The sequence below is a fragment of the Flavobacterium pygoscelis genome, from assembly GCF_023162025.1.
GTDB classification, from domain to species: domain Bacteria; phylum Bacteroidota; class Bacteroidia; order Flavobacteriales; family Flavobacteriaceae; genus Flavobacterium; species Flavobacterium pygoscelis.
In genome coordinates this window covers 250,970-273,211 of the sequence record NZ_JALNUB010000001.1, presented here as the reverse complement: position 1 = coordinate 273,211, position 22,242 = coordinate 250,970, and the positions used below count along the sequence as shown (strand labels likewise).

General features: G+C 31.4%; 19 protein-coding genes. 10 read left to right on the top strand and 9 right to left on the bottom strand.

All coding sequences use genetic code 11. The features are described 5' to 3' along the window. Positions 1-55: 55 nt before the first annotated feature. The 7 genes from MW871_RS01110 to MW871_RS01085 all read left to right on the top strand — a co-directional run bounded on the left by MW871_RS01110 (position 56) and on the right by MW871_RS01085 (position 10,328). On the top strand, positions 56-2,323 hold the full coding sequence (locus tag MW871_RS01110; RefSeq protein WP_345799441.1) for a coiled-coil domain-containing protein: 2,268 nt from the start codon (positions 56-58) through the stop codon (positions 2,321-2,323). A 3-nt stretch (positions 2,324-2,326) separates the two neighbouring features. Next, on the top strand, positions 2,327-3,334 hold the full coding sequence (locus MW871_RS16350) for a hypothetical protein (RefSeq protein ID WP_345799440.1): 1,008 nt from the start codon (positions 2,327-2,329) through the stop codon (positions 3,332-3,334). Next, positions 3,331-3,750 carry an rRNA maturation RNase YbeY gene (gene ybeY, locus MW871_RS01105; protein WP_248427273.1) on the top strand — a complete coding sequence of 140 codons (420 nt, stop codon included), beginning with the start codon at positions 3,331-3,333 and terminating at the stop codon, positions 3,748-3,750. Before MW871_RS16350 ends, ybeY begins: the two co-directional genes overlap by 4 nt. A gap of 185 nt (positions 3,751-3,935) precedes the next feature. Further along, positions 3,936-5,807, top strand: coding sequence for a tRNA uridine-5-carboxymethylaminomethyl(34) synthesis enzyme MnmG (gene mnmG, locus MW871_RS01100; RefSeq protein ID WP_248427272.1), 1,872 nt, complete (start codon positions 3,936-3,938; stop codon positions 5,805-5,807). 258 nt (positions 5,808-6,065) lie between these two features. Further along, positions 6,066-6,920: a class I SAM-dependent methyltransferase gene (locus MW871_RS01095; protein WP_210645176.1), complete on the top strand. Its 855-nt coding sequence runs from the start codon at positions 6,066-6,068 to the stop codon at positions 6,918-6,920. Between the two features lie 241 nt (positions 6,921-7,161). Further along, entirely contained in the window at positions 7,162-7,767 is a 606-nt protein-coding gene (locus MW871_RS01090) for an OmpH/Skp family outer membrane protein (protein ID WP_236023883.1), read from the top strand. Between the two features lie 293 nt (positions 7,768-8,060). Further along, positions 8,061-10,328 (top strand): helix-turn-helix domain-containing protein, encoded by a 2,268-nt coding sequence (locus MW871_RS01085; RefSeq protein WP_248427271.1) that lies wholly within the window; start codon positions 8,061-8,063, stop codon positions 10,326-10,328. 418 nt (positions 10,329-10,746) lie between these two features. Here MW871_RS01085 and MW871_RS01080 read toward each other — a convergent pair whose 3' ends face one another. Further along, complete coding sequence (locus tag MW871_RS01080) at positions 10,747-11,694, bottom strand: HU domain-containing protein (RefSeq protein ID WP_248427270.1); 948 nt, start codon at positions 11,692-11,694, stop codon at positions 10,747-10,749. Positions 11,695-11,796: 102 nt separating this feature from the next. Between MW871_RS01080 and dprA the strand changes: the two genes are divergently transcribed. Then, positions 11,797-12,897 carry a DNA-processing protein DprA gene (gene dprA, locus MW871_RS01075; protein ID WP_248427269.1) on the top strand — a complete coding sequence of 367 codons (1,101 nt, stop codon included), beginning with the start codon at positions 11,797-11,799 and terminating at the stop codon, positions 12,895-12,897. A gap of 73 nt (positions 12,898-12,970) precedes the next feature. Here the strand turns inward: dprA and trpS are convergent, their stop codons facing one another. After that, entirely contained in the window at positions 12,971-13,948 is a 978-nt protein-coding gene (trpS, locus tag MW871_RS01070; protein ID WP_248427268.1) for a tryptophan--tRNA ligase, read from the bottom strand. A 227-nt stretch (positions 13,949-14,175) separates the two neighbouring features. On the opposite strand from trpS, the gene MW871_RS01065 reads away from it, so the two are divergent. After that, positions 14,176-14,934 (top strand): lysophospholipid acyltransferase family protein, encoded by a 759-nt coding sequence (locus tag MW871_RS01065; RefSeq protein ID WP_210645129.1) that lies wholly within the window; start codon positions 14,176-14,178, stop codon positions 14,932-14,934. Here the strand turns inward: MW871_RS01065 and MW871_RS01060 are convergent. The 7 genes from MW871_RS01060 to MW871_RS01030 form a co-directional block, all read right to left on the bottom strand. After that, complete coding sequence (locus MW871_RS01060) at positions 14,918-16,339, bottom strand: PorT family protein (RefSeq protein WP_248427267.1); 1,422 nt, start codon at positions 16,337-16,339, stop codon at positions 14,918-14,920. The two genes, MW871_RS01065 and MW871_RS01060, sit on opposite strands and share 17 nt — an antisense overlap. Continuing rightward, entirely contained in the window at positions 16,336-16,878 is a 543-nt protein-coding gene (locus MW871_RS01055) for an RNA polymerase sigma factor (RefSeq protein WP_248427266.1), read from the bottom strand. Before MW871_RS01055 ends, MW871_RS01060 begins: the two co-directional genes overlap by 4 nt. Before the next feature lie 10 nt (positions 16,879-16,888). Beyond that, entirely contained in the window at positions 16,889-17,302 is a 414-nt protein-coding gene (locus MW871_RS01050; RefSeq protein ID WP_248427265.1) for a hypothetical protein, read from the bottom strand. 340 nt (positions 17,303-17,642) lie between these two features. Next, entirely contained in the window at positions 17,643-18,650 is a 1,008-nt protein-coding gene (recA, locus tag MW871_RS01045) for a recombinase RecA (RefSeq protein WP_188049510.1), read from the bottom strand. Between the two features lie 196 nt (positions 18,651-18,846). Next, on the bottom strand, positions 18,847-19,356 hold the full coding sequence (locus MW871_RS01040; protein ID WP_188049254.1) for an acyl-CoA thioesterase: 510 nt from the start codon (positions 19,354-19,356) through the stop codon (positions 18,847-18,849). 34 nt (positions 19,357-19,390) lie between these two features. Then, positions 19,391-19,774: a DoxX family membrane protein gene (locus MW871_RS01035; protein WP_188049253.1), complete on the bottom strand. Its 384-nt coding sequence runs from the start codon at positions 19,772-19,774 to the stop codon at positions 19,391-19,393. 4 nt (positions 19,775-19,778) lie between these two features. Beyond that, complete coding sequence (locus tag MW871_RS01030) at positions 19,779-20,927, bottom strand: DNA polymerase III subunit (RefSeq protein ID WP_248427264.1); 1,149 nt, start codon at positions 20,925-20,927, stop codon at positions 19,779-19,781. An 846-nt stretch (positions 20,928-21,773) separates the two neighbouring features. Between MW871_RS01030 and MW871_RS01025 the strand changes: the two genes are divergently transcribed. Beyond that, positions 21,774-22,214 carry a hypothetical protein gene (locus MW871_RS01025; RefSeq protein WP_188049251.1) on the top strand — a complete coding sequence of 147 codons (441 nt, stop codon included), beginning with the start codon at positions 21,774-21,776 and terminating at the stop codon, positions 22,212-22,214. Positions 22,215-22,242: the final 28 nt, after the last annotated feature.

The following is a 22,242-nucleotide window of genomic DNA, read 5'->3' as shown; positions in this document are numbered from 1 at the left end:
TCAATATCTAATTAAAATTATTACTTTTATTGGTTATATATAATTATCAACTATTTTGGAACAACAGCATATTATTTATCAAAAATTAGAAGCTTTCATTAGGAAGTTTTATACCAACGAATTAATTCGAGGAACTATTTTGTTTGTTGGTTTAGGATTGTTGTATTTCCTTTTCACTCTTTTTATTGAGTATTTTCTTTGGTTACAACCAGTAGGAAGGACTGTTTTATTTTGGACTTTTGTGTTAGTTGAACTTTATCTTCTTTTTCGTTTTATATTGTTCCCAGTTTTTAAATTATTTAAACTTCAAAAGGGTATAGACTATAAACAAGCTTCTTCTATAATTGGAAATCATTTCTCAGAAGTGAATGATAAGTTGACTAATTTTTTGCAACTTTCAAATGCATCTCCAAAGCAAGAGCAATCTGAATTGTTATTAGCTTCTATAGAACAAAAAGCAAATCTGCTACAACCAATCCCTTTTGGTAACGCTATTAATTTTAATAACAACAAGAAATTTTTTCCTTTAGCTATTCTTCCAATTCTTCTTTTATCCTTTTTCTATTTTTCTGGAAACACGACTATAATTTCTCAAAGTTTAAATAGGGTGGTTCATTTTAATTCTGTGTTTTTGCCACCAGCTCCTTTCCAATTTGTTCTACTTAATTCTAGTTTGGCAACGCAAGAAGGAAAAGACTTTACTATTTGTGTAGAAACCCAAGGAAAGATTGTCCCAGAAAATGTCATGATTTTTATCGATGATGAAAGTTATTTTATGGAATCTAATAAGTCAGGTATTTTTGAATTTAAAATTAACAAACCAATTAAAAACACTTCTTTTCATTTAAAAGCGAATACAGTCGAAAGCCCTGATTATCTTTTGAAAGTAATCACTGTTCCGGCTATTGCTAATTTTGAAATGGTTCTTACTTTTCCCGCTTATTTAAATAAGAAATCGGAAATTATTAAAGGAACTGGTAATGCTATTATTCCCGAGGGAACTCGTGTTACATGGAAAATTAATACTGTTGCTACCCAAAATGCCGATTGGATTAGTAACAATACTAAGATTTCTTTTTCTAATCTAGAGAATCAGTTTGTTTTATCCAAAAACATCATTCAAAATACAGATTATCAAATTATTACATCGAATAGTAATGTAAAAAACTACGAAAAGCTAAATTATCAGCTTTCTATAGTAAAAGATCAATTTCCTATGATCAATGTTAGCAATGCTCCAGACAGTTTAAAGGTTTCTAAGAATTATGTATTGGGAAAAATTTCAGATGATTATGGTTTTTCTAAACTTCAGGTAGTGTATTATCAAAGTGATAAACCGCAAACTATAAAACGAGGAACTTTGCCAACTAAGAATACAAATTTTGATCAATTTGTTTTTTCTTTCCCCAGTAATCTACCAGTGGAACAAGGAGTATCTTATGATTACTATTTTGAAGTTTTTGACAATGATGTTTTACACAATTTCAAAAGTTCTAAATCAATAGTATTTTCGAACCGAATTGCTACAGAAGAAGAAAAAGAAGATCAAGTTTTGCAAAAGCAAAATGATAATATAAACAGTTTAGAAAAGTCTTTAAAAAATCAAGATAAGCAGATTTTAGAAATGGACAAATTGCAAAAATCTGGTAAAGAAAAAGTAAATCTTGATTTTAATGAACAACAAAAAATTAATGATTTCATCAAACGTCAAATGAAACAAGATGAAATGATGAAAGACTTTGCCAAAAAATTAAATGAGAATTTAGATAATTTCAAAACAAATCCTAAAGATGAATTTAAGGAAGAATTGAAATCAAGAATGGATCAAACAGAAAAGGAATTAGAGAAAAATAAAAAACTTCTGGATGAATTAAAAGACTTAAATGATAAAATCCAAAACGAAGATTTTTTATCGAAATTAGATAAGTTCAAACAAAACACCAAAAATCAAAACAAGAATTTAGAGCAATTGGTTGAGTTAACCAAGAAGTTTTATGTCGAAAAGAAAGCCGAACAATTAGCAAAGAAGTTTGATACACTTGCTAAGAAACAGGAGCAAATTATTAATAATGATAAAGAAAACAATCTGGATCAACAAAGAAGAATTAATAGTGATTTTGATAAAATCCTTGAAAATCTTAAAGACTTAACTAAAGACAACAAGGATTTAAAATCGCCAATTGAACTGCCTAATGATACAAATAAAGAAAAGAGTATAGAACAAGAGTTGTCAAAAGCACTTGATCAATTAAAGAATGAGAGGAAAGACAAAGCCAAATCAAACCAAAAAAATGCTGCTCAAAATATGAAAGAAATGGCGTAAAAAATGGCTGAGGGTTTAGCCGATTCTAAACAAGAACAATTACAGGAAGATATTGTAATGTTGCGTCAAGTGTTAGATAATTTATTAGCTTATTCTTTATCGCAGGAAAGTTTAATGAACCAATTTAAAAAATATAAATCGGGATCACCTTCTTTTAACAAAAACATTAAGATTCAACAAGATTTAAAAATGCAGTTTAAACATGTTGATGATAGTTTATTTGCCATGTCTTTGCGTAACCCTAAAATAGCGGATGATATTACCAAGGAAATAGGTAATGTGATTTATAATGTTGACAAGGCGCTAACGAGTTTTACGGATGCGCAACTTCCAAAAGGATTATCACACCAACATTATAGTATTGCTGCAGCCAATAAACTTGCTGATTTTTTAAGTGATTTATTAAGTTCTATGCAAATGCAAATGCCTGGTTCAGGATCTCCAAAACCGGGGCAAGGACAAGGAATGCAATTATCAGATATTATTAAAAAGCAAGAAGGGTTAGGTGATAAAATAAAAGATGGATTAAATAAATCAAATAATCCGTCAGATTCTAATAAAGGTAATAATGGCAATAAAGGAAAAGAGGGAGAAAATGGTGAAGGAGATGCAGAAGCAATCATGCAAATCTATAAAGAGCAAAAGCAATTGCGTGAAGCTTTAGAAAAGGAATTAAACAAACAAGGTTTAAATGGTCCTGGACAAAATAGCATTGACAAGATGAAGCAAATTGAAAAAGAACTTTTAAACAAAGGTTTTAAAAACGAAACCCTTCAAAAAATAATTAATCTAAAGCAAGATTTATTAAAATTAAATACGGCTGTACAACAACAAGGAGAAGAAAACAAAAGGCAATCGGAAACCAATAAAAAAGAGTTTTATAATCAATCTAATGCTTTGCCACCTGCGCTTTTAGAATATTTAAACAGTATAGAGATATTAAACAGACAATCATTACCTTTGCGCTCGAATTTTAATCAAAAGGTTCAAGAATATTTTAATAAAAAATGATCAATTTTAATTACGAAACAGAATTTAGTTTAGACAATGAAGAAGCTATTGCTTTGTGGTTGTCACGTGTTATTGCATCTGAAAGCAAAAAAGAAGGAGAGATAAATTATATTTTTTGTGATGATGAATACCTTCACAAAATCAATGTTGAATATCTAAACCACGATACACTTACAGATGTTATAAGTTTTGACTATTCAGTAGGAAATGAAATAAACGGTGATTGTTTTATTTCTGTAGAAAGAGTTAAAGACAATGCTCTAGATTTTAACGTTACTTTCGACGAAGAAATCAAGAGAGTTTTAGCCCACGGTATTTTACATTATTGCGGATATAAAGACAAAACAGAATCTGACGAAGCAATAATGCGACAAAAGGAAGATGATAAAATCGCGCTGTTCCACGTGGAACAGTAAATAGAAATCAAATCTTTTTTTAATAATGTTTCACGTGGAACATAATTTCATAGATAGTTATTCTTTGTTTCACGTGGAACATTTAATGAATTTCTACCTTTTTAAATGCTTTGTGTTTCACGTGGAACAATGATAATAATTTCAAAATTACAACCTTGGTTTAATAAGGTTAAAATCCATAACAGATGTTTTTAGAGGAATATGACGTGATAGTTGTTGGCGCTGGTCACGCTGGCTCAGAGGCTGCGGCGGCAGCCGCAAATTTAGGTTCAAAGACTTTGTTGGTTACGATGAGTTTGCAAAACATTGCACAGATGTCTTGTAATCCTGCAATGGGTGGTATTGCAAAAGGTCAAATAGTAAGAGAGATCGATGCTTTAGGCGGATATTCTGGAATTGTCTCAGACAGAACGGCTATTCAGTTTAAGATGTTAAACAAGTCAAAAGGTCCAGCAATGTGGTCTCCAAGAGTTCAAAGTGATCGCATGCGTTTTGCTGAAGAATGGAGAATGATGTTAGAAGGAACGCCTAATTTGGATTTTTACCAAGAGATGGTCAAAGGTTTGATTATCGAAAATGGTAAAGTAAAAGGTATAAAAACTTCATTAGGATTGGAAATCCGATCTAAGTCAGTTGTGTTAACTAATGGAACTTTTTTGAACGGATTGATTCATATTGGTGAAAAACAATTTGGTGGTGGTAGAGCAGGGGAAAGTGCTGCTTACGGAATTACTGAAGATTTGGTTGCCGTAGGTTTTGAATCTGGAAGAATGAAAACAGGAACGCCACCACGAGTTGATGGACGATCTTTAGATTATTCTAAAATGAATGAAGAAAAGGGAGATGCTAAGCCAGATAAATTTTCTTATTCGGATGTAACATCACCGTTGATTCATCAAAGATCGTGTCATATGACCTATACGTCACAAGCCGTTCATGATGTTTTAAGAGAAGGTTTTGATCGTTCGCCAATGTTTAATGGTAGAATAAAAAGTCTTGGTCCGAGATATTGCCCTTCTATTGAAGATAAAATTAATCGTTTTGCAGATAAAGAAAGACATCAATTGTTTGTAGAACCAGAAGGATGGAAAACTTGTGAGGTGTATGTAAATGGATTTTCGACTTCACTTCCTGAAGACATTCAATTTAAAGCGCTTCGTACAGTTGTAGGTTTTGAGAATGTAAAATTCTTTCGTCCAGGTTATGCGATCGAATACGATTATTTTCCTCCAACACAATTGAAACATACTTTAGAAACTAAATTGGTTGAGGGTTTGTATTTTGCTGGACAAATTAATGGTACTACGGGATATGAAGAAGCTGCATCTCAAGGTTTGATGGCAGGTATAAATGCGCATTTAAAAGTACATGAAAAAGCACCTTTGATTTTAAAAAGAGATGAAGCTTATATTGGAGTTTTGATTGATGATTTAATTACCAAAGGAACAGAAGAGCCTTATAGAATGTTTACGTCACGTGCAGAATATAGAACGTTACTTCGACAAGATAATGCTGATTTTAGATTAACACCAATGTCTTATGAAATTGGTTTAGCTTCAGAAAAGCGTTTGCGTCGTATGGAGCATAAATTAAAGGAGTCCGAAAAAATGGTTGCCTTTTTTAAAGATACCAGTGTAACGGTTGCCGAAGCCAATCCAATTTTAGAAGCCAAAGAAACCGCATTGATCTCGCAAGGTGATAAGATGTTTAAAGTTTTCTCGCGTCCACAAATTGACATAGACGATATGTTGAAGTTTGATAAAGTAAGAAGTTATATTGCCGAAAATGATTTGGATCAAGAGATAATTGAACAAGCAGAAATTCAAGTGAAATATTCGGGCTATATAGAGAAAGAAAGAAATAATGCCGATAAGCTTCTCCGATTGGAAGATGTAAAAATTCCTGAGAATTTTGATTATGATAAAATCAAATCGATGTCTATAGAGGCCAAACAAAAATTAAGTAAAATTAGACCGGTTACTATTTCACAAGCTTCACGAATAAGTGGAGTGTCGCCTAGTGATGTTTCGGTGCTGTTGATTTATATGGGAAGGTAGGAATTGTAGATTGCAGATTCTTGATTTTGGATTCTTGATTTAGGATTTAATAGCAGATTTAAAATAATCGAATTATTAATTATTTTTTTTTCATTCCGATTTTAATTTTTTTATATCTCTAATCATTTTGTTCCACGTGAAACTATCTTCAAAAACTTTAAAAATAAAAGCATAATAAATAAATAAATTTTTCCCGAAAGCGCTAATATGCTTTCGGGATTTACTTTAAAAAACAAATTTTAAAATCCGTAGCAATTAATGGACATTTCAGGTAAAAAGCATTTCTTATCGGTCAAAGATTATTCAGTATCTCAAGAAGATTTTGATTTATATTACGATGAGAAGTTGGATATGTTAATTACACATCCGCAACCTAGTTTAGAAAATTTAGGTAAGTATTATGAAAGTGTCGACTATATTTCGCACACCGATAGCAAAAGATCTTTATTTGAAAAATGTTATCATTTCATTAAGAGTATTGCTTTAAAAAATAAATTAAATTTGATCAATTCAGTACAACCTGCCAAAGGAAGTATTTTGGATATTGGTGCAGGAACTGGAGATTTTTTATCATTCGTTCAACAAGAGGGTTGGCAAGCAATAGGAGTAGAGCCAAGTGAAAAAGCAAAAGCAATTGCAAAAAAGAAAGGGGTTTCATTTGTTGGTAATACTAGCGAATTAGAAAATAATTCTTTTGATGTAATTTCGATGTGGCATGTTTTAGAACATGTACCAGATTTAGATTCTCAAATCAAAGAATTAAAACGATTATTAAAACCCAATGGGACTTTAATAATTGCTGTACCTAATTTTAAATCTTTCGACGCAAAACATTACGGAAAGTTTTGGGCCGCTTTTGATGTACCAATTCACTTTTGGCATTTCTCTAAAACAGCAATAAAATTATTGTTCGAACAGGAGGAAATGAAATTAGTAAAAACACTTCCAATGAAATTCGATTCCTATTATGTTAGTCTACTTTCGGAAAAGTATAAAAATGGTAAAATGAATTTTATAAAAGCATTTATCATCGGATTACAGTCTAATTGGAAAGCAAAGAAGAATTTTGAATATTCATCGCATATTTATGTCTTAAAAAACGACTTAAAATGATTTTAAGACCATTTAAAGGCTTTTCGGCTGGCTTGTCAGTATTAGATATGTTTTTTTTAAATAAATCGTTTAATTAAGCGCTAAAAAAGCCGTTTTTAATAATAAAAAATTATGTTTTTCTGATTTGCAATAATAAAATCTTATAGTATAAATAAGCACCATTTTAGAAAGTTTTTGTTAATACTATCTATTTTTTTATATTTTTGTCAACGATACATAAAAAACCGGAAATTCATCAAAAATGAAATTGATTAATCACAAATACCAAAATACAAATAATAAAGACATGAATAAAAAAGCATTAATCCTTATCGCATTAGCAATTTCAGTTGTTGCTTGTAACAAACCTGCAGAAGCAGCTAAAGAAGTAAAAACGGCTTACGTAGATACTTCTGAATTAATGAAAGAATATACAGAGGCAAAAGACCTTGAAGCAAAATATAAAACCAAAGCAGAAGAAAAAGGAAGACAGTTAGACGCTGAAATAAAAAGATTCAAACAAGAAGCAGCCAATTTTCAATCACAAGCACAAGCTAACGGTCAAGAATGGGCACAAAAGAAAGGTGCTGAATTACAAAAAAGAGAGCAACAATTAGGATATGCACAACAAGCATTATCTCAAGAGTTGCAACAAGAAAGTGGTAAAGAAATGGATTCTCTAGTAAGTGGCGTGAAGAAATTCATCAAAGCATACGGAAAAGAAAAAGGATATGCTTACATCTATGGTACGGGCGATGCGGCTTCAATTTTATACGCAGAGGATAAATTTAACATTACCAAAGAAGTGATTAAGTCCTTGAATGACAAATACAAGTCAGAAGAAAAAAAGGAAGAAGTTAAAAAATAAGTTTTTATATTAATTCGTAAAAAAGCCTTCATCTATAGTTAGATTGAAGGTTTTTTTTTTAAGCTATTTCCCGCTATTCACTTCAATCTCTCTTTTAGAAACCTTTTTTTCTTAGCCATAAAAGGAGCTTCTATAAGTCGCTCTTTTCTGTCTAGAAAAAATAAATTTCTAAATTTCGAGGATTTACGTTACTATCGGGGCTAAAAAACTCGAATAGAAAACACAAATATTTTACATAGAATGCTAATTTAATTCCTTATTTTCAATACTTTAGCTAATTATATATACGCCTAATGCAAACCATTTCAGAAGCCGCAGCTTACACCTTACAATTTATCAATCAAACCCATCGCTCTGTTTTTCTAACTGGAAAAGCAGGAACTGGTAAAACAACACTTTTACGCGAAATTATCCAGACGACACACAAGAATACTGTTGTGGTAGCGCCAACTGGGATAGCCGCATTAAATGCTGGTGGAGTAACCATTCACTCGATGTTTCAGTTGCCTTTCGGTGGATTTATTCCAGATAATTCGGCACCGCAATTTTCGGATAGCACCAAATTTGAAACCAAAGCCACTTTGCGCAGGCATTTTAAAATGAGTGGCTTAAAGAAATCGGTAATTCGAAACATGGAATTATTGATTATTGATGAAGTAAGTATGTTGCGTTCCGATTTGCTGGATGCCATGGATTTTATGATGCAAACCGTTCGCAAAAAATCGACGCCCTTTGGTGGTGTTCAGGTTTTGTTTATTGGTGATTTGTTACAATTACCGCCTGTAATTCGAGACGAGGAATGGCGCACTCTGAAAACTTATTACCGCGGAAAATTCTTTTTCCATTCCCACGTAATTCAACAAAATCCACCGTTGTATATCGAATTGTCTAAAATTTTCCGTCAGACAGACGATACTTTTATTTCGGTTTTAAACAATTTGCGAAACAATCAAATTTCGCAACAAGATATTCTAACATTAAATAAATATGTAAAACCCGATTTTGATTTAAAAGCTAATAAAGGTTATATTACTTTGACAACCCATAATAATAAAGCTGACACGATGAATGCACAGGCTCTAGCTGATTTAGAGGGAAAGTTAGTCGTTTATAATCCTGATATTGTTGGTGATTTTCCTGAGAAAATTTTCCCCGTGGAACAACAATTACAATTAAAAGTGGGAGCACAAGTAATGTTTGTCAAAAATGATCTTTCAGCAGAAAAAGACTATTTCAACGGAAAGATGGGTGTTATCAAGTCACTTTCTAATGAAGAAATATTAGTTCATTTTCCAGAAGAAAATAAAACAATTGAGGTTGGAAAATACGAGTGGAAAAATATTCGCTACAAAGTAGATGAAGCCACAAAGGAAATCGAAGAAGAAGTTTTGGGTACTTTTGTACATTATCCCATAAAATTAGCTTGGGCCATTACAGTGCATAAAAGTCAAGGCCTAACATTTGACAAAGCTGCACTCGATGTTTCGCAGGTTTTTCTTCCAGGACAGGCATACGTGGCATTATCGCGTTTGCGTTCCTTAGAAGGGCTTATTTTGCTCTCTCCTTTGCAAATGAATGGTATTTCAAACGATCAAGATGTAATGGACTATTCGCTAAACAAAGCTTCTGATGATTTTTTAAAGAATGCACTGCACTTTGAAACCAAAAATTTTATTCATAATTACTTGATTAATAGTTTTAATTGGATCGATTTAGCCCAGGAATGGCGCAATCACAAATTTAGTTATAACGAAAACGGTGAAAGTTCCGTTAAATCTAAACAAGCGTCTTGGGCAGCCAAGCAGTTAGAAGTTATAGAACAACTTTTGGATCCTTCTAGAAAATTTGTTTCTCAATTAAATAAACTTTTTAGTCAAGAAACAGTCGATATGAATCATATTTCAGAACGCATTCAAGCAGCGTTAAGCTATTTTATGAAACCTATGGATGATTTGGTTTTTGAAATTTTATGGAAAATTGAAGAAGTAAAGCGAACTAAAAAAGCAAAAACGTATTACGAGGAACTTATCATTTTGGAAGAATGGCAAACCAAAGCCGTTTTGCAGTTAATGAAAGCTAAATTATTGATAGAAACTGTAGTTGCAGGCGAAACGATTTCTAAAGAGAAATTGACCTCACAAGAAATTAAAAAATACATAAGCCATAAAACAACTGCTATTCAGGAGCAATTCAAAAAATTGAATATTACTTTGATTGATGATGACAAAGATTTAGAGCGTTATACTTCGAAAAAATCTAAAACAAAAGCGCCTAAAAAGTCAACGGTTCAAGAAACCTATGAATTATGGGTAGAGAAGAAATCTATAGATGATATTGCGACAATTAGAGTGCTGACTAAACAAACCATCTATTCTCACTTTGTACAATTGATACAAACTAAAGCGGTATCGATTTCTGAGGTTTTGACTGCAGATAAAATTCAAACTTTAGCCGCCGCTTTCAAAGGTTATAAAGAAGAATCGCTAAATACTTTAATGGAAAATAATAGTGAAAAATTTACCTGGAACGAAGCCAGAATGTACAAAGCGAGTTTGAATTAAATTTTAAAAGGAGATTCAAAAAACAATTAGTTGGTTTTTTTTCAAATAATTTTTTATTGCAACTAATGAATACTAATAAAGTTAATTTACTTTCTTTTTCAATTGAAATAAGAGAGGCTCTTAGCTAAAATTACAAAGTAAATTTCGGTAGTTTTTTTTTAAAATAACTACTGTGTTTAAAAAAGCAGTCCTTTAGGTATGCGATAAGCTTCAAAACAGCTGTTTTAAGGGTAAAATTTATTAAAAGCCACTAAGTAATAAAGATGTTGGTTTTTTGCCTCCTGTGGAATTAAAAAAGCTTTATTTTGAATTTTAAATCATGTTTCTAATTTCATATACGTTTTAAAATAGTTTGAGCAAAAAAAAACACCTTCAAAAGTAAAATATTTTTGAAGGTGTTTTTTTTTAACTTAAATTTTTATAGCGATTCTATCAAAATCCAAGCATCAGGATTATGCTTTTCGTTGATTTCTTTTTTCGCTTTTTCTGCTTCTGCAAATGTTGCGTAACTTCCGTACAAAACAGGATAATAACCATTTTTATTTGCAGCAATACGTTTGGCGTTGTATCCCAAACGAGTTAGATTTCGCAAAGTTTTGTCGGCATTTTTTTCCTCACGGTACACACCAGCCATGATATGATAAGGCATTTTTACTTCTTTATCTGATTTTACAGAAAGAGTAACGGCCGGAACTGGAGTTTCTATAAAGAAAGTAGCTTCTTGAATTTTATTTTGAACCTGTTTTTGTACAGCTGTTTTAACCACTATCGTTTCTAATGCGATTTGGTTTTGATACATAGGATAAGCTACGCTAGCAGCAATGCCTAAACCTAAAACAAAAATAGCAGCATATTTTAAATAAGAAGGCGCTGTTTTAGAATCTACTGTTCTCAAAGAGATTGTTGTAGAGTTGTCTGTTTTTTGTATTTCTTTTTCAAAATTTTCTCTCTTAACAAGTGGAGAAATAAAAGGAGCTAAACCAAAAGAACTCGTTAGATAATTCGCTTGATCGTAGGGAGTGAAAATCATGTTTCTATCGGCATTCAAACGAATTGAGCCTACATTTTTAATTGCAAGGATTTCATTTTTCTCTAATGTCATCTTCCAATTAAAAACTTCGCGCTGAATAGCACTCAACACATAATCATAAGAGGTTTTCTCTGCTAGTGCGATATGACTCGCTAACAAACCATCATTATTTTTTAAATTAGCATTAAAAGCAATTCTCTTTTTAGGCGGAGAAAAAGAATTCGAGTTCTGATTTAATTGAGCCGATTGTATTTCGGTCAAAAAAGCTCCAAAACCAGGAACAGTTACACATTGATAACGGTATAGAAGTTGTGCGATGTATAGTTCAATTTTCATAGATACAAAGTTAGTCAAGCAAAATAGTTATCAAAATTTTATTCACAATTTTTATTAACAATTCGCATAAAAATTTATACATTTCACACTCAAATAATTAGCATGAACGAACAAGATTTATTTTATTTACTGGCTTTGCAAAAAATAGAGGGAGTTGGTGATATAATGGCCAAAAAACTCGTGACTTATCTAGGAAGTGCCGAAGCTATTTTTAAAGCAAAGTCATCACAACTTGCTGGAATTGATGGAGTAGGAGCAGTGCTGTTAAGAAATTTAAAAGACAAATCGGTATTTGAAAAAGCAAATCAAGAAATTGAATTCATCAAAGCAAATAATATTAGTGTTGCCCATTTTCAAGACGAGAATTATCCAGAACGGTTGAAACATTGTATCGATGGACCTCTTTTATTATTTACATCTGGAAATATTGATCTAAAAAACAGAAAAATAATTAGCATTGTAGGAACGCGTCAGATTACTTCATACGGAACCGATTTTTGTAGAAAATTAATTGAAGATTTAGCTCCATTAGATCCTATAATCGTCAGCGGATTTGCTTACGGTGTTGATATTGTTGCGCATCAACTAGCAATGGAGTATAATTTACAAACTATAGGAGTAGTGGCACATGGACTGAACCAAATATATCCCAAAACGCATAAAAAATACGTGGCAAAGATCGAGGAAAATGGTGGTTTTATGACGGAGTTTTGGAGTTCCTCAAATCCTGAGAAAGAGAATTTTGTGAAAAGAAACCGGATTGTAGCGGGAATGAGCGAAGCAACTATTGTAATCGAATCAGCGGATAGAGGAGGTTCCTTGATTACTGCAACTATGGCAAATGATTACAACCGTGACGTATTTGCCGTTCCAGGTCGAGTTACCGATAAGTACAGTCAAGGTTGTAATAATTTAATTAAAACCCAAAAAGCAAATGTGCTCACTAGTGCGGCTGATTTGGTTTATATTTTAAATTGGGATATTGAACAGAAAACAAAACCAGTACAAAAACAATTGTTTGTTACTTTAGAAGACGATGAGCAAAAAGTATATGATTATTTGTTGAAAACAGGGAAAGAACTAATGGATATTATTGCTTTGCGCTGCGATTTTCCAATTTATAAAATCTCGGGAATGCTGTTGAATATGGAATTGAAAGGAGTGATTAGACCATTGCCTGGGAAATTGTTTGAGGCGATATGATTTTTAAAACCCCAGATTCGCAGATTATTTTGTTTGTAAAAATCTGTGAATTTGGGGTTTACTTTTTCTAAAACTAGATAACTTCGTAGCCTAACTTTTCTCTAACTTTTGCTAAAACTCCATTAGCAATACTTGTTGCTTTTTGAGCACCAATTTTTAATAGGGCATCTAATTCAGAGCGGTTATTGATGTAGTAATTGTATTTTTCTCTTTCGGTTTTAAATTTTTCGCAAATTAACTCAAACAAAGCTTGTTTGGCGTGACCATAACCGTAATTTCCACCAAGATAATTAGAAGTCATAATGGCCAATTGTTCCTCAGTGGCTAATAATTTATAAATTCCAAAAGCATTACAAGTTTCAGGATTTTTAGGATCTTCTAGCGGGGTGCTATCCGTTTCTATACTCATCACTTGCTTGCGTAATGCTTTGTCATCCAGAAATATATTGATAATATTATTAGCTGATTTACTCATTTTTCCGCCATTGGTTCCTGGAATTAGTAAACCGTCTTGTTGTACAATAGCTTCAGGAATTACAAATGTTTCACCCATTTGATGATTGAAACGAGAAGCCACATCACGCGTGATTTCAAGGTGTTGCAATTGGTCTTTTCCAACCGGAACAAACTCTGCATCGTAAAGCAAAATATCGGCAGCCATCAACATCGGATAACTAAATAAACCTGCATTTACATCATCCAATCGGTCTGCTTTGTCTTTAAACGAATGTGCTAATGTTAAACGTTGAAACGGAAAAAAACAACTTAAATACCATGACAATTCTGCCGTTTGTGGTACATCAGACTGTCTATAAAAAACTACTTTGTTTACATCAAGACCACAAGCAAGCCAAGCTGCTGCTGTACTGTAGGTGTTTGTGCGCAACGTTTCGCCATTTTTTATTTGAGTAATCGAATGCAAATCAGCGATAAAAAGGAAGGATTCATTTTCCGGTTTATTTGATAATGCTATTGCTGGAATGATTGCGCCAAGTAGGTTTCCTAAATGAGGAGTTCCTGTACTTTGTACGCCTGTAAGTATTTTTGCCATTGTAATTTTTTTCTAATTCGCAAAGTTCGTGAAGTTTTTTATTTTTTACCGCAAATTCGCAAATTTTAAAAATAGTAGTTCCTCATTCTTAATTAAATTGTTTTTAATAATTCCCGCATAAGTGAAAGATTAATTTGTATGAAAAATTTAAATATTCACAGTAATTGTAAAAAAATGTAGTAAATTTTTTTAACAATGATAACTTCTGATTTGTTACTTTTGGCGTTATGAGAGGAGTAAAGATTATTTTTTGGACACTTTGGCGCATTTGGTTTTATGTTTTAATGGCCATTCCTATACTGATTATGTTTCCCTTTTTGGTTTTGTCTATTTTAACAGAAAGTGGTTATCCTTACTTTTTTAAAATGGCTCGAATTTGGGCTAAATTTATTTTATTCGGAATGGGATTCCGTTATAAAGTTGATAAGGAACAAGAGATGGAATATCGAAAAAGCTACATGATTGTTGCTAATCATACCTCAATGGCAGACATTATGCTAATGCTTGCATTAACTAAAAATCCATTTGTTTTTGTTGGAAAAAAAGAGCTTTCTAAAATTCCTTTGTTTGGTTTTTTCTATAAAAGATCCTGTATTCTTGTAGATAGAAATTCTTCTAAAAGTAAAATGGAAGTTTTTGACCTTGCTCAAAAAAGGATCAATCAAGGGTTGAGTATTTGTATTTTCCCTGAAGGTGGAGTTCCTGACGATGAATCTATTTTATTAGACACTTTTAAAGATGGAGCTTTTCGTTTGGCTGTAGATCATGGTATTCCAATTGCACCAATCACTTTTGCTGATAATAAAAAAAGATTTTCTTATACTTTTTTTAGCGGAAGCCCCGGTTTAATGCGTGTCAAAATGCATCATCATGTCGCGACTTCTGGCACAAATGTAGATCGAAAAGTAATTCGTGAGGAAGTACGTGAAATAATTTATTCTCAATTACTACAATTTGAGTCTGATACTATCAAAAATGGTAACTAATTCCGCTATATAATCCAAAAATCAAAGGTTTAGTTCCAGAATTTGTATTAAAAGTATTGAGTTGATATTTAAACATGGGTTCTAGATTCAACTGAAAAGATTTTATAAATTTATATTGAAATCCCAAACCAATATTAGTGCTAAAATTTACTGAATTTAAGTTGTTCGCTTCTCCCAATTGTATGGTATTATCTGATGAGATTAATGAAATTTTATTCTCGTCTAAAAATAACGTACTAACTCCAGCTATTACGCTAATGCCCATTTTTCGATCAAAAATTGCATAAGAAACTTCTAATGGAATTTCATAATATCCCATTTTTTGATTTACAGTTCCGCTGTTTGTTTTCTGTAAATCTTTTTCGAATGACATTAGAGGATTTCCGTCTTTATTATTTCTTATCTCAATCATGGCATTTTCAGTATAACTTATATTTGCTAAGGCAGTAGTATTTAATCCAGAAGAATAAGTGACATTATTGGTGTTAAAACCTAAATCAAATTTATTAATTCCTGTTCTCAAAACCATTTTTTTGCTAACCGCATATTTAATACCAATACCAAAACCAACGCTTTTATCACTACTTTTTGAATTTTGATTAAATTCAGGATCAATGTTTGCCACTTTAGAATTGGGATACATTGCAGATACATTTGGTGCGATTTCCCATCTTTTTACATTATTTGATACGACTTTATCCTTAAGATCTTTTTTTTGCGCTAAAATGACTTCTAATTCGTTCGGAACTATAATTTCATTACTCCTTTTAGATTCAGATTGATCTTGATTAATAGCTAAATTATCGTTTTTATTTATTGCTTCAGTTATTTTTCCTGGGAACTGCAATTCACTTGAATTGGTTTCTTTTTTAAGTAAGTATTGATTTGCAGTCAGTGACTCTGTTCTTGAATTTTTAAGATTTTTTACTATCGATTTTGAATTATTTTGTTGGCTATTCACTATAGCATTTTTTTGTTTACTTGTTGTATTATTCGTTGTTTTGGCAGATGATTCGTGTTGTATTGTGTTTGTTGAGGAATCACCAACAGCGATTGATAAACTTTTTATTTCCTCCATCGTTTTTTTAATTCCTCTTGAAGTACTGTCTATAATAACCGTAGTATTATTGTTTGAATCTAAAGATTCTTTGGGTATAACTATATTATTTTCAAGCCTATATTTAGTACTGTTTTGGGATTTATAAAGCGTGTTAAGACTAAAAAACCCAACAAAAAATGCAACAGCTATTCCTGAATATTTAAACCATAACGGAATAATTTTTCGTTCTTTTTTTTCTTCTTTTAAACCAGTTTGTATTTTTGACCAGGTTTGATCATTAGGAGCACTCTCAAAATCCTTAAAGCGTTCTTGAAACAATCGGTCTATATTTTTTTTATTTTTCATTTTGCCGATGATTCGAATTTAAAAGTGGTTATTTTTTCAATTTTTTCTTTCAAAATTAGTCGTGCTCTATAAAGATTAGATTTTGTTGTTCCAGTCGATATCTTTAGCATTTCACTAATCTCTTTATGAGAATAACCATCAAGAACATATAAACTAAATACAATTCGGTATTGATCCGGTAATTCTTGTATGATTTGCAAAAGATACTCTAGTGAGATATTTTCGTCTTCTATTTCTAGGGCTACTTCAGCTATACTATCGTCAATTATTTCCAGAAACCGAATATCCTTAAAGCGGAGTAAGGCATTATTTATTAGTATTCTTTTGGCCCAGCCTTCAAAAGACCCTTTGCCACTATATTGGTGTATTTTTTTAAAGATAATTATAAAGCCATCTTGTAAATTGTCTTGAGCATCATCATAATTACGCGAATATTTAAGACACACCCCAAAAAACTTTTTAGCAAACAATTGATACAATTGTTCTTGAGCTTTGGGGTGGTTCTTTTTACATTCTGCTATAATTTCTTCTAATGACACAGAATTTATATTATGGAGTTACTTGTACAACTACTTCTTCATACAAGTCTTTATTTTCAGCGTCTTTTCCTTTGTAAAATTTAAAAATATAAGATCCTGTAGACGTTACTTGAAAATTGAAGGATGCCTCTGATAATGGCGGTAATTCAGTGGTGCAGGCTTGATTGTCTTTAACTGCAGCTTGTATCGCAATTGTTCTAGTATTTAAATTTTTATTATAGTAAATACCTTCAAAAAGATAACAAGCTGTAGGTCTTTGGTATTTTAATTTTATAGCATAGGTTTCTCCTAATTTAAAAGTAGGAGGAAGGGTATAACTATCAATTGGTAATATAGAATACGAGTATGTATCTTTATTTTCATTGTCAAGTGTGCATCCTACTAAGGTGCTAATGAGTACTAAAAGCAGTGCAATTTTTTTCATTTTTTTCATTTTTTAGTTAATAATTTATGCATTACTATCTTAAGAGTGTAGATTATAAAAAAGGTTGCTTGAAACATTATTTTTTTATCAAAATTAATGAACCTTATTAAAAATGGAAAGGATAGAATTGTACTTAAAATTTACTAAATTAAATAAAAAAAATAGTGTAAAAATCTGTTATATATTGAATTAGACATACTTTATATTTTTTATTTGGTTAAAATAAAAACAGATTTAATAGCCTTTTATTTCAAAGCATTTTAAAAAATTTTATGGAGTTTTAAAAAAAAAAAAATGCTCGGAAGTTTTCCGAGCATTTTTATGAGTACAATGAATTTAATTATGCTTCTGCAATTTCTTTAATTCTTGCTTTTATTTTAATTTCTAATTCGTCTGCTAATTCTGGATTATCTTTAATTAAAGATTTTACAGCATCACGACCTTGTCCTAATTTAGTTTCTCCATAACTGAACCAAGAACCAGATTTTTTGATAATTTCAAATTCAACCGCTAGATCTAAAATTTCACCAGTTTTAGAAACCCCTTCACCATACATGATGTCAAATTCGGCTACTTTAAATGGTGGAGCCACTTTATTTTTCACAATTTTAACTTTGGTTCTGTTTCCAATTACGTTGTCACCATCTTTTATTTGTGTTGAACGACGAATATCTAAACGTACCGAAGCGTAAAACTTCAATGCATTTCCTCCAGTTGTTGTTTCTGGATTTCCAAACATTACTCCAATTTTCTCTCTCAATTGGTTGATAAAGAAAACTGTACAGTTTGTTTTGCTGATTGTTCCAGTTAACTTTCTTAAAGCTTGAGACATCAAACGAGCGTGAAGACCCATTTTAGAATCTCCCATTTCTCCTTCAATTTCACTTTTCGGAGTCAAAGCAGCAACCGAGTCAATAACTACAATATCAATTGCTCCCGAACGAATTAGGTTTTCAGCAATTTCTAATGCTTGTTCCCCATTGTCTGGTTGCGAAATGATTAAGTTTTCAATATCTACTCCTAATTTTTCAGCATAATTTCTATCAAATGCATGCTCAGCATCAATAAAAGCAGCAATTCCTCCCGCTTTTTGCGCCTCTGCAATCGCATGAAGTGTTAGCGTTGTTTTTCCAGATGATTCTGGACCGTAAATTTCTATAATTCTTCCTCTTGGATAACCACCAACTCCTAATGCTAAATCGATTCCCAAAGATCCTGATGAAATAGTTTCTACTTCCTCAATGGCTTTGTCCCCCATTTTCATTACAGTTCCTTTTCCGTAAGTCTTATCTAGTTTGTCCAGCGTAAGTTGTAACGCTTTTAATTTGTTTTCTTTTTCTGTGCTCATCTTCTCTTTTACCTTTTCTTTCATCTATTTGTATTATTTTATAACTGTAAGAAACTGACAGGATGTGTAATTATCCTGAAAATTCTAATTTTGCAAGAATATATATTTTCGTAAAAATACTTCTTTTTTTAATGTGAATATTCTCTTTATCAAATATTTTAAAACCTTAAGTTTTAATTAAAAATAAGGCTAATATTTAAACAAATAATGCTTTTAACTCTGTAGCATCTTGTGGATTCATTTTTCCTGCCAAAACTAAACTCAGTTGTTTGCGTCGCAGCGCTGCATCAAAACGTTCTTTTTCGAGTTCAGTTTCGGGTATTATCTGGGGAACTTCAACCGGTCTTCCTGTATCATCTACGGCCACAAAAGTGTATATTGCTTCATTAGCTTTTGCACGATTTCCTGATTGTCTGTCTTCTACCCAAACATCAATATAAATTTCCATTGAACTCTTGAAAGATCGGGAAACTTTTGCTTCCACATTTACTACACTTCCCAAAGGAATTGCTCTGTTAAAAGCTACGTGATTTACGGAGGCTGTAACGGTAATTCTGCGAGAATGTCTTCCTGCTGCAATACTTGCTGCACGATCCATACGCGCTAATAATTCACCGCCAAAAAGATTGTTTAAAGGATTTGTTTCACTTGGTAAAACTAAATCTGTTAGTATAGTCAAAGACTCTGAAGGATGTTTTGGTGTCATTTGTATTGTCAATGTAATTTTTTGTAATTTATTTTTAGTTTAACCAATAAACAGCTAATATAGCGGGTATAAAATAGATAACTATTGTTCTTGCTCCATCGTAATCTTTAGCCAAGCGCTGACCAAAAAGCAGCATTAATAAGGTAATACATGAAAAAACGGCTCCATAAAAACCAAAAAGCCTTCCGTTATTCACCACTAGTTGAACGCATCCTACAACGCATAAAATTCCGGCGATGAGTTCTAATACTAAAATGTTCGCTAATGCTAAAGGAACATTATTTTTTAAGGGTGTTTTTGCAAAATGACCTTTTAGCCAATCTACGTTGTCTTTCCAGTTAAAAAGTTTATCGTAGCCTGACTGTAGAAATGTTATAGCTAAAAAGATTAAAATTAAAATAGAAGTAATGTTGTTCATTTTTTTATTTTTTGTGAATTAAACGGGTTAGTTTGATTGATAAATCGGTTAAAATAATTTTTGCGTTTCCATTACGCTCGATATGATACATAGCATCAGAAAGTTCTTTAAAAATGTCATTAATGTTGTTGCCATTTACAAAAGGTGCAAAATTTTCTAATTTGAACTTTTCGACTTGAGGTTCTATATATACTAATTTAGGTGTTTGATAATTTAGTAACAAAGCTTGGCGAAACATATCAATACAAAAATGAAGAAATTTTTTCTGTGTTTCTCTTCCTAAAGCAGCGATTTGTTCACTCCATTGAATAAGATCTTGTATTGCAGCAGCATTTCCTTTGGCTCTAAAAGCTGCACGGACCCAATCTACAAACCATTTTTCAAAAAAAGTGGTCTCGCTATCGGGTTGTAATAACTGAATCGCTTTGTTATAGTTTCCTTGTGCTTGATGAGCTATTTTTAAAGCAGTTTTGGAATCAGCATTTTCATTAGAAATTAAAGCTTCTGAAATTATGTTTTCGGGTAAGCCATTAAAATGTAATACTTGACATCGGGAGCGAATGGTTTGTATAATATCTTCTTCATTTTCGGATATCAATATAAAAACAGTCTTATCTGTTGGCTCTTCAAGTAGTTTTAATAATTTATTAGATGCAGCAATGTTTAGCTTATCGGCCATCCAAATAATAACGATTTTGTGTCCACCTTCAAAAGATTTTAGCGCCAATAATTTAAGAATTTCTTGCGCATCATCGACTCTAATTTCTCCTTGCTTATTTTTTACCCCTAAAACTTGGTACCAATCAAAAAGACTTCCATATATGTTTTGTTCTAAAAACAGTCTCCATTCCGCTATAAAGTCAATACTTTTTGGCTTAGTTTTTACATCTTCTGTGCTGACTGTTGGATAGATAAAATGTAAATCAGGATGTGAAATTTTTTGGAATTTTAGATTACAAGCCAAGTTTTCTCCCTCATTTTGGCTATTGATATTGTTGCAGATAATGTACTGAGCATAAGCAATTGCCATAGCTAATGTTCCACTTCCTTCTGGACCAACAAATAATTGTGCGTGCGGAATTCGGCCTAAATCGGCACTTTTTGTTAAATGGTTTTTAATATGATCTTGCCCTAAAATTTCTGAAAATTGCATAAAGCAAAGATAATAGAAAATGGTATAGGCTAAAATTATATAAGGCAAAGTTTACAGCTTCAAAATTCTTGCTGTAAATCTTTTTTTGACTGCTTTAAAGTATTTTCTCTTTTGTTATCAAAAAAGTATTGAATTTTTATTACTACGCTAGTTTTTATAGTTTTAATTGTGATGTTTTTAAAAACTTCAATCTATTAAGAGTTAATATTTTAATTTGATTGTTTTTTTAGCAAATTGGATTATTTGTCCTGCTTTTATTCAAATTAATTTTGTTTCATCCAACAATTAATAGATGTTTTGTCGTCAAAATTTTAATGCATTTACCTATCATAAATTAAAATACTAATGATGTTTTTGGAATGTCGTATTTAATTTATTTACCTTTTTTTGCTTAAATTTAATTAATTAACAATAAAAAAAATTGCATCATTCTATATAAAACCTTAGTATTGCAATATTAAGTAATGAAATTGAATGTGTAGAGTTAGCGTTCTTAATTTGGTTGTTAAAAATCAGTTAGTTTTTAAGCATGTAAATGCTTGTTTAAGTTTAAACTATCTTTTTTTTGCAATTAAATAATACTCTTTTTATAACCAGAAATCAATTTGGTTTTGAGATTATTATAAGGTAACTAATCCTCTTTTCTGTTTTTTTGTGTTTATTATTCTTACATTTTTTAATTGTTAAAAATTTTAACATACTGTAAGTTTCGTTTGTTTAATACGTATGGCTTGTGATACGAGCGTTTTGATAATACTTTTTTAACCAACGATTGTTAATAAATGTTGTAAATTAATTTTAATTTGTTACTTTTGTTTTGATAATATTAACTATTTTATATTAAGTATGAAGACTAAAATTATTTTTTTAAGTGTTTTTTTATTCACTGCCAGTTTGGGTTTTTCACAAAATAAAAATGCTCCAAGAAGTATTATTAGTTCAAGCGCATCCATTAAAAAATATCACGGTTTGGATGAATTGAGAGGTATGCAAAAAGGAGAGCTTTTGGAATTATATGTAGAACGAATACAAGTTCTTGTTAAAATATTACCTTATATTGCATTAGCTACTAAACCAGGAGTTACTATTACAGACATTGGTATACCTAATAATGCAGAAAACAAAAAATCGATGGAAGCGCAAGTAGAAGGTACTACTGCATTTCTAGCATTGACTGTAGATTTTCAAAGACGAATGTTGCCTTATTCGGATAAGGATAATTTAATTGCGGCTATTTTGTTCTATGAAAATACAATGAAATCGCTTCATGAATTTAACGAGTTGTAGTTCATATAATCCGTGTTAGATTAAGATT

Bases quoted from the DNA above. Each gene is read 5' to 3' on its own strand.
- MW871_RS16350 (WP_345799440.1), top strand. From the start codon at position 2,327: ATGGCTGAGGGTTTAGCCGATTCTAAACAAGAACAATTACAGGAAGAT.
- ybeY (WP_248427273.1), top strand. From the start codon at position 3,331: ATGATCAATTTTAATTACGAAACAGAATTTAGTTTAGACAATGAAGAA.
- mnmG (WP_248427272.1), top strand. From the start codon at position 3,936: ATGTTTTTAGAGGAATATGACGTGATAGTTGTTGGCGCTGGTCACGCT.
- MW871_RS01095 (WP_210645176.1), top strand. From the start codon at position 6,066: ATGGACATTTCAGGTAAAAAGCATTTCTTATCGGTCAAAGATTATTCA.
- MW871_RS01090 (WP_236023883.1), top strand. From the start codon at position 7,162: ATGAAATTGATTAATCACAAATACCAAAATACAAATAATAAAGACATG.
- MW871_RS01085 (WP_248427271.1), top strand. From the start codon at position 8,061: ATGCAAACCATTTCAGAAGCCGCAGCTTACACCTTACAATTTATCAAT.
- MW871_RS01080 (WP_248427270.1), bottom strand. From the start codon at position 11,694: ATGAAAATTGAACTATACATCGCACAACTTCTATACCGTTATCAATGT.
- dprA (WP_248427269.1), top strand. From the start codon at position 11,797: ATGAACGAACAAGATTTATTTTATTTACTGGCTTTGCAAAAAATAGAG.
- trpS (WP_248427268.1), bottom strand. From the start codon at position 13,948: ATGGCAAAAATACTTACAGGCGTACAAAGTACAGGAACTCCTCATTTA.
- MW871_RS01065 (WP_210645129.1), top strand. From the start codon at position 14,176: ATGAGAGGAGTAAAGATTATTTTTTGGACACTTTGGCGCATTTGGTTT.
- MW871_RS01060 (WP_248427267.1), bottom strand. From the start codon at position 16,339: ATGAAAAATAAAAAAAATATAGACCGATTGTTTCAAGAACGCTTTAAG.
- MW871_RS01050 (WP_248427265.1), bottom strand. From the start codon at position 17,302: ATGAAAAAAATTGCACTGCTTTTAGTACTCATTAGCACCTTAGTAGGA.
- recA (WP_188049510.1), bottom strand. From the start codon at position 18,650: ATGAGCACAGAAAAAGAAAACAAATTAAAAGCGTTACAACTTACGCTG.
- MW871_RS01040 (WP_188049254.1), bottom strand. From the start codon at position 19,356: ATGACACCAAAACATCCTTCAGAGTCTTTGACTATACTAACAGATTTA.
- MW871_RS01035 (WP_188049253.1), bottom strand. From the start codon at position 19,774: ATGAACAACATTACTTCTATTTTAATTTTAATCTTTTTAGCTATAACA.
- MW871_RS01030 (WP_248427264.1), bottom strand. From the start codon at position 20,927: ATGCAATTTTCAGAAATTTTAGGGCAAGATCATATTAAAAACCATTTA.
- MW871_RS01025 (WP_188049251.1), top strand. From the start codon at position 21,774: ATGAAGACTAAAATTATTTTTTTAAGTGTTTTTTTATTCACTGCCAGT.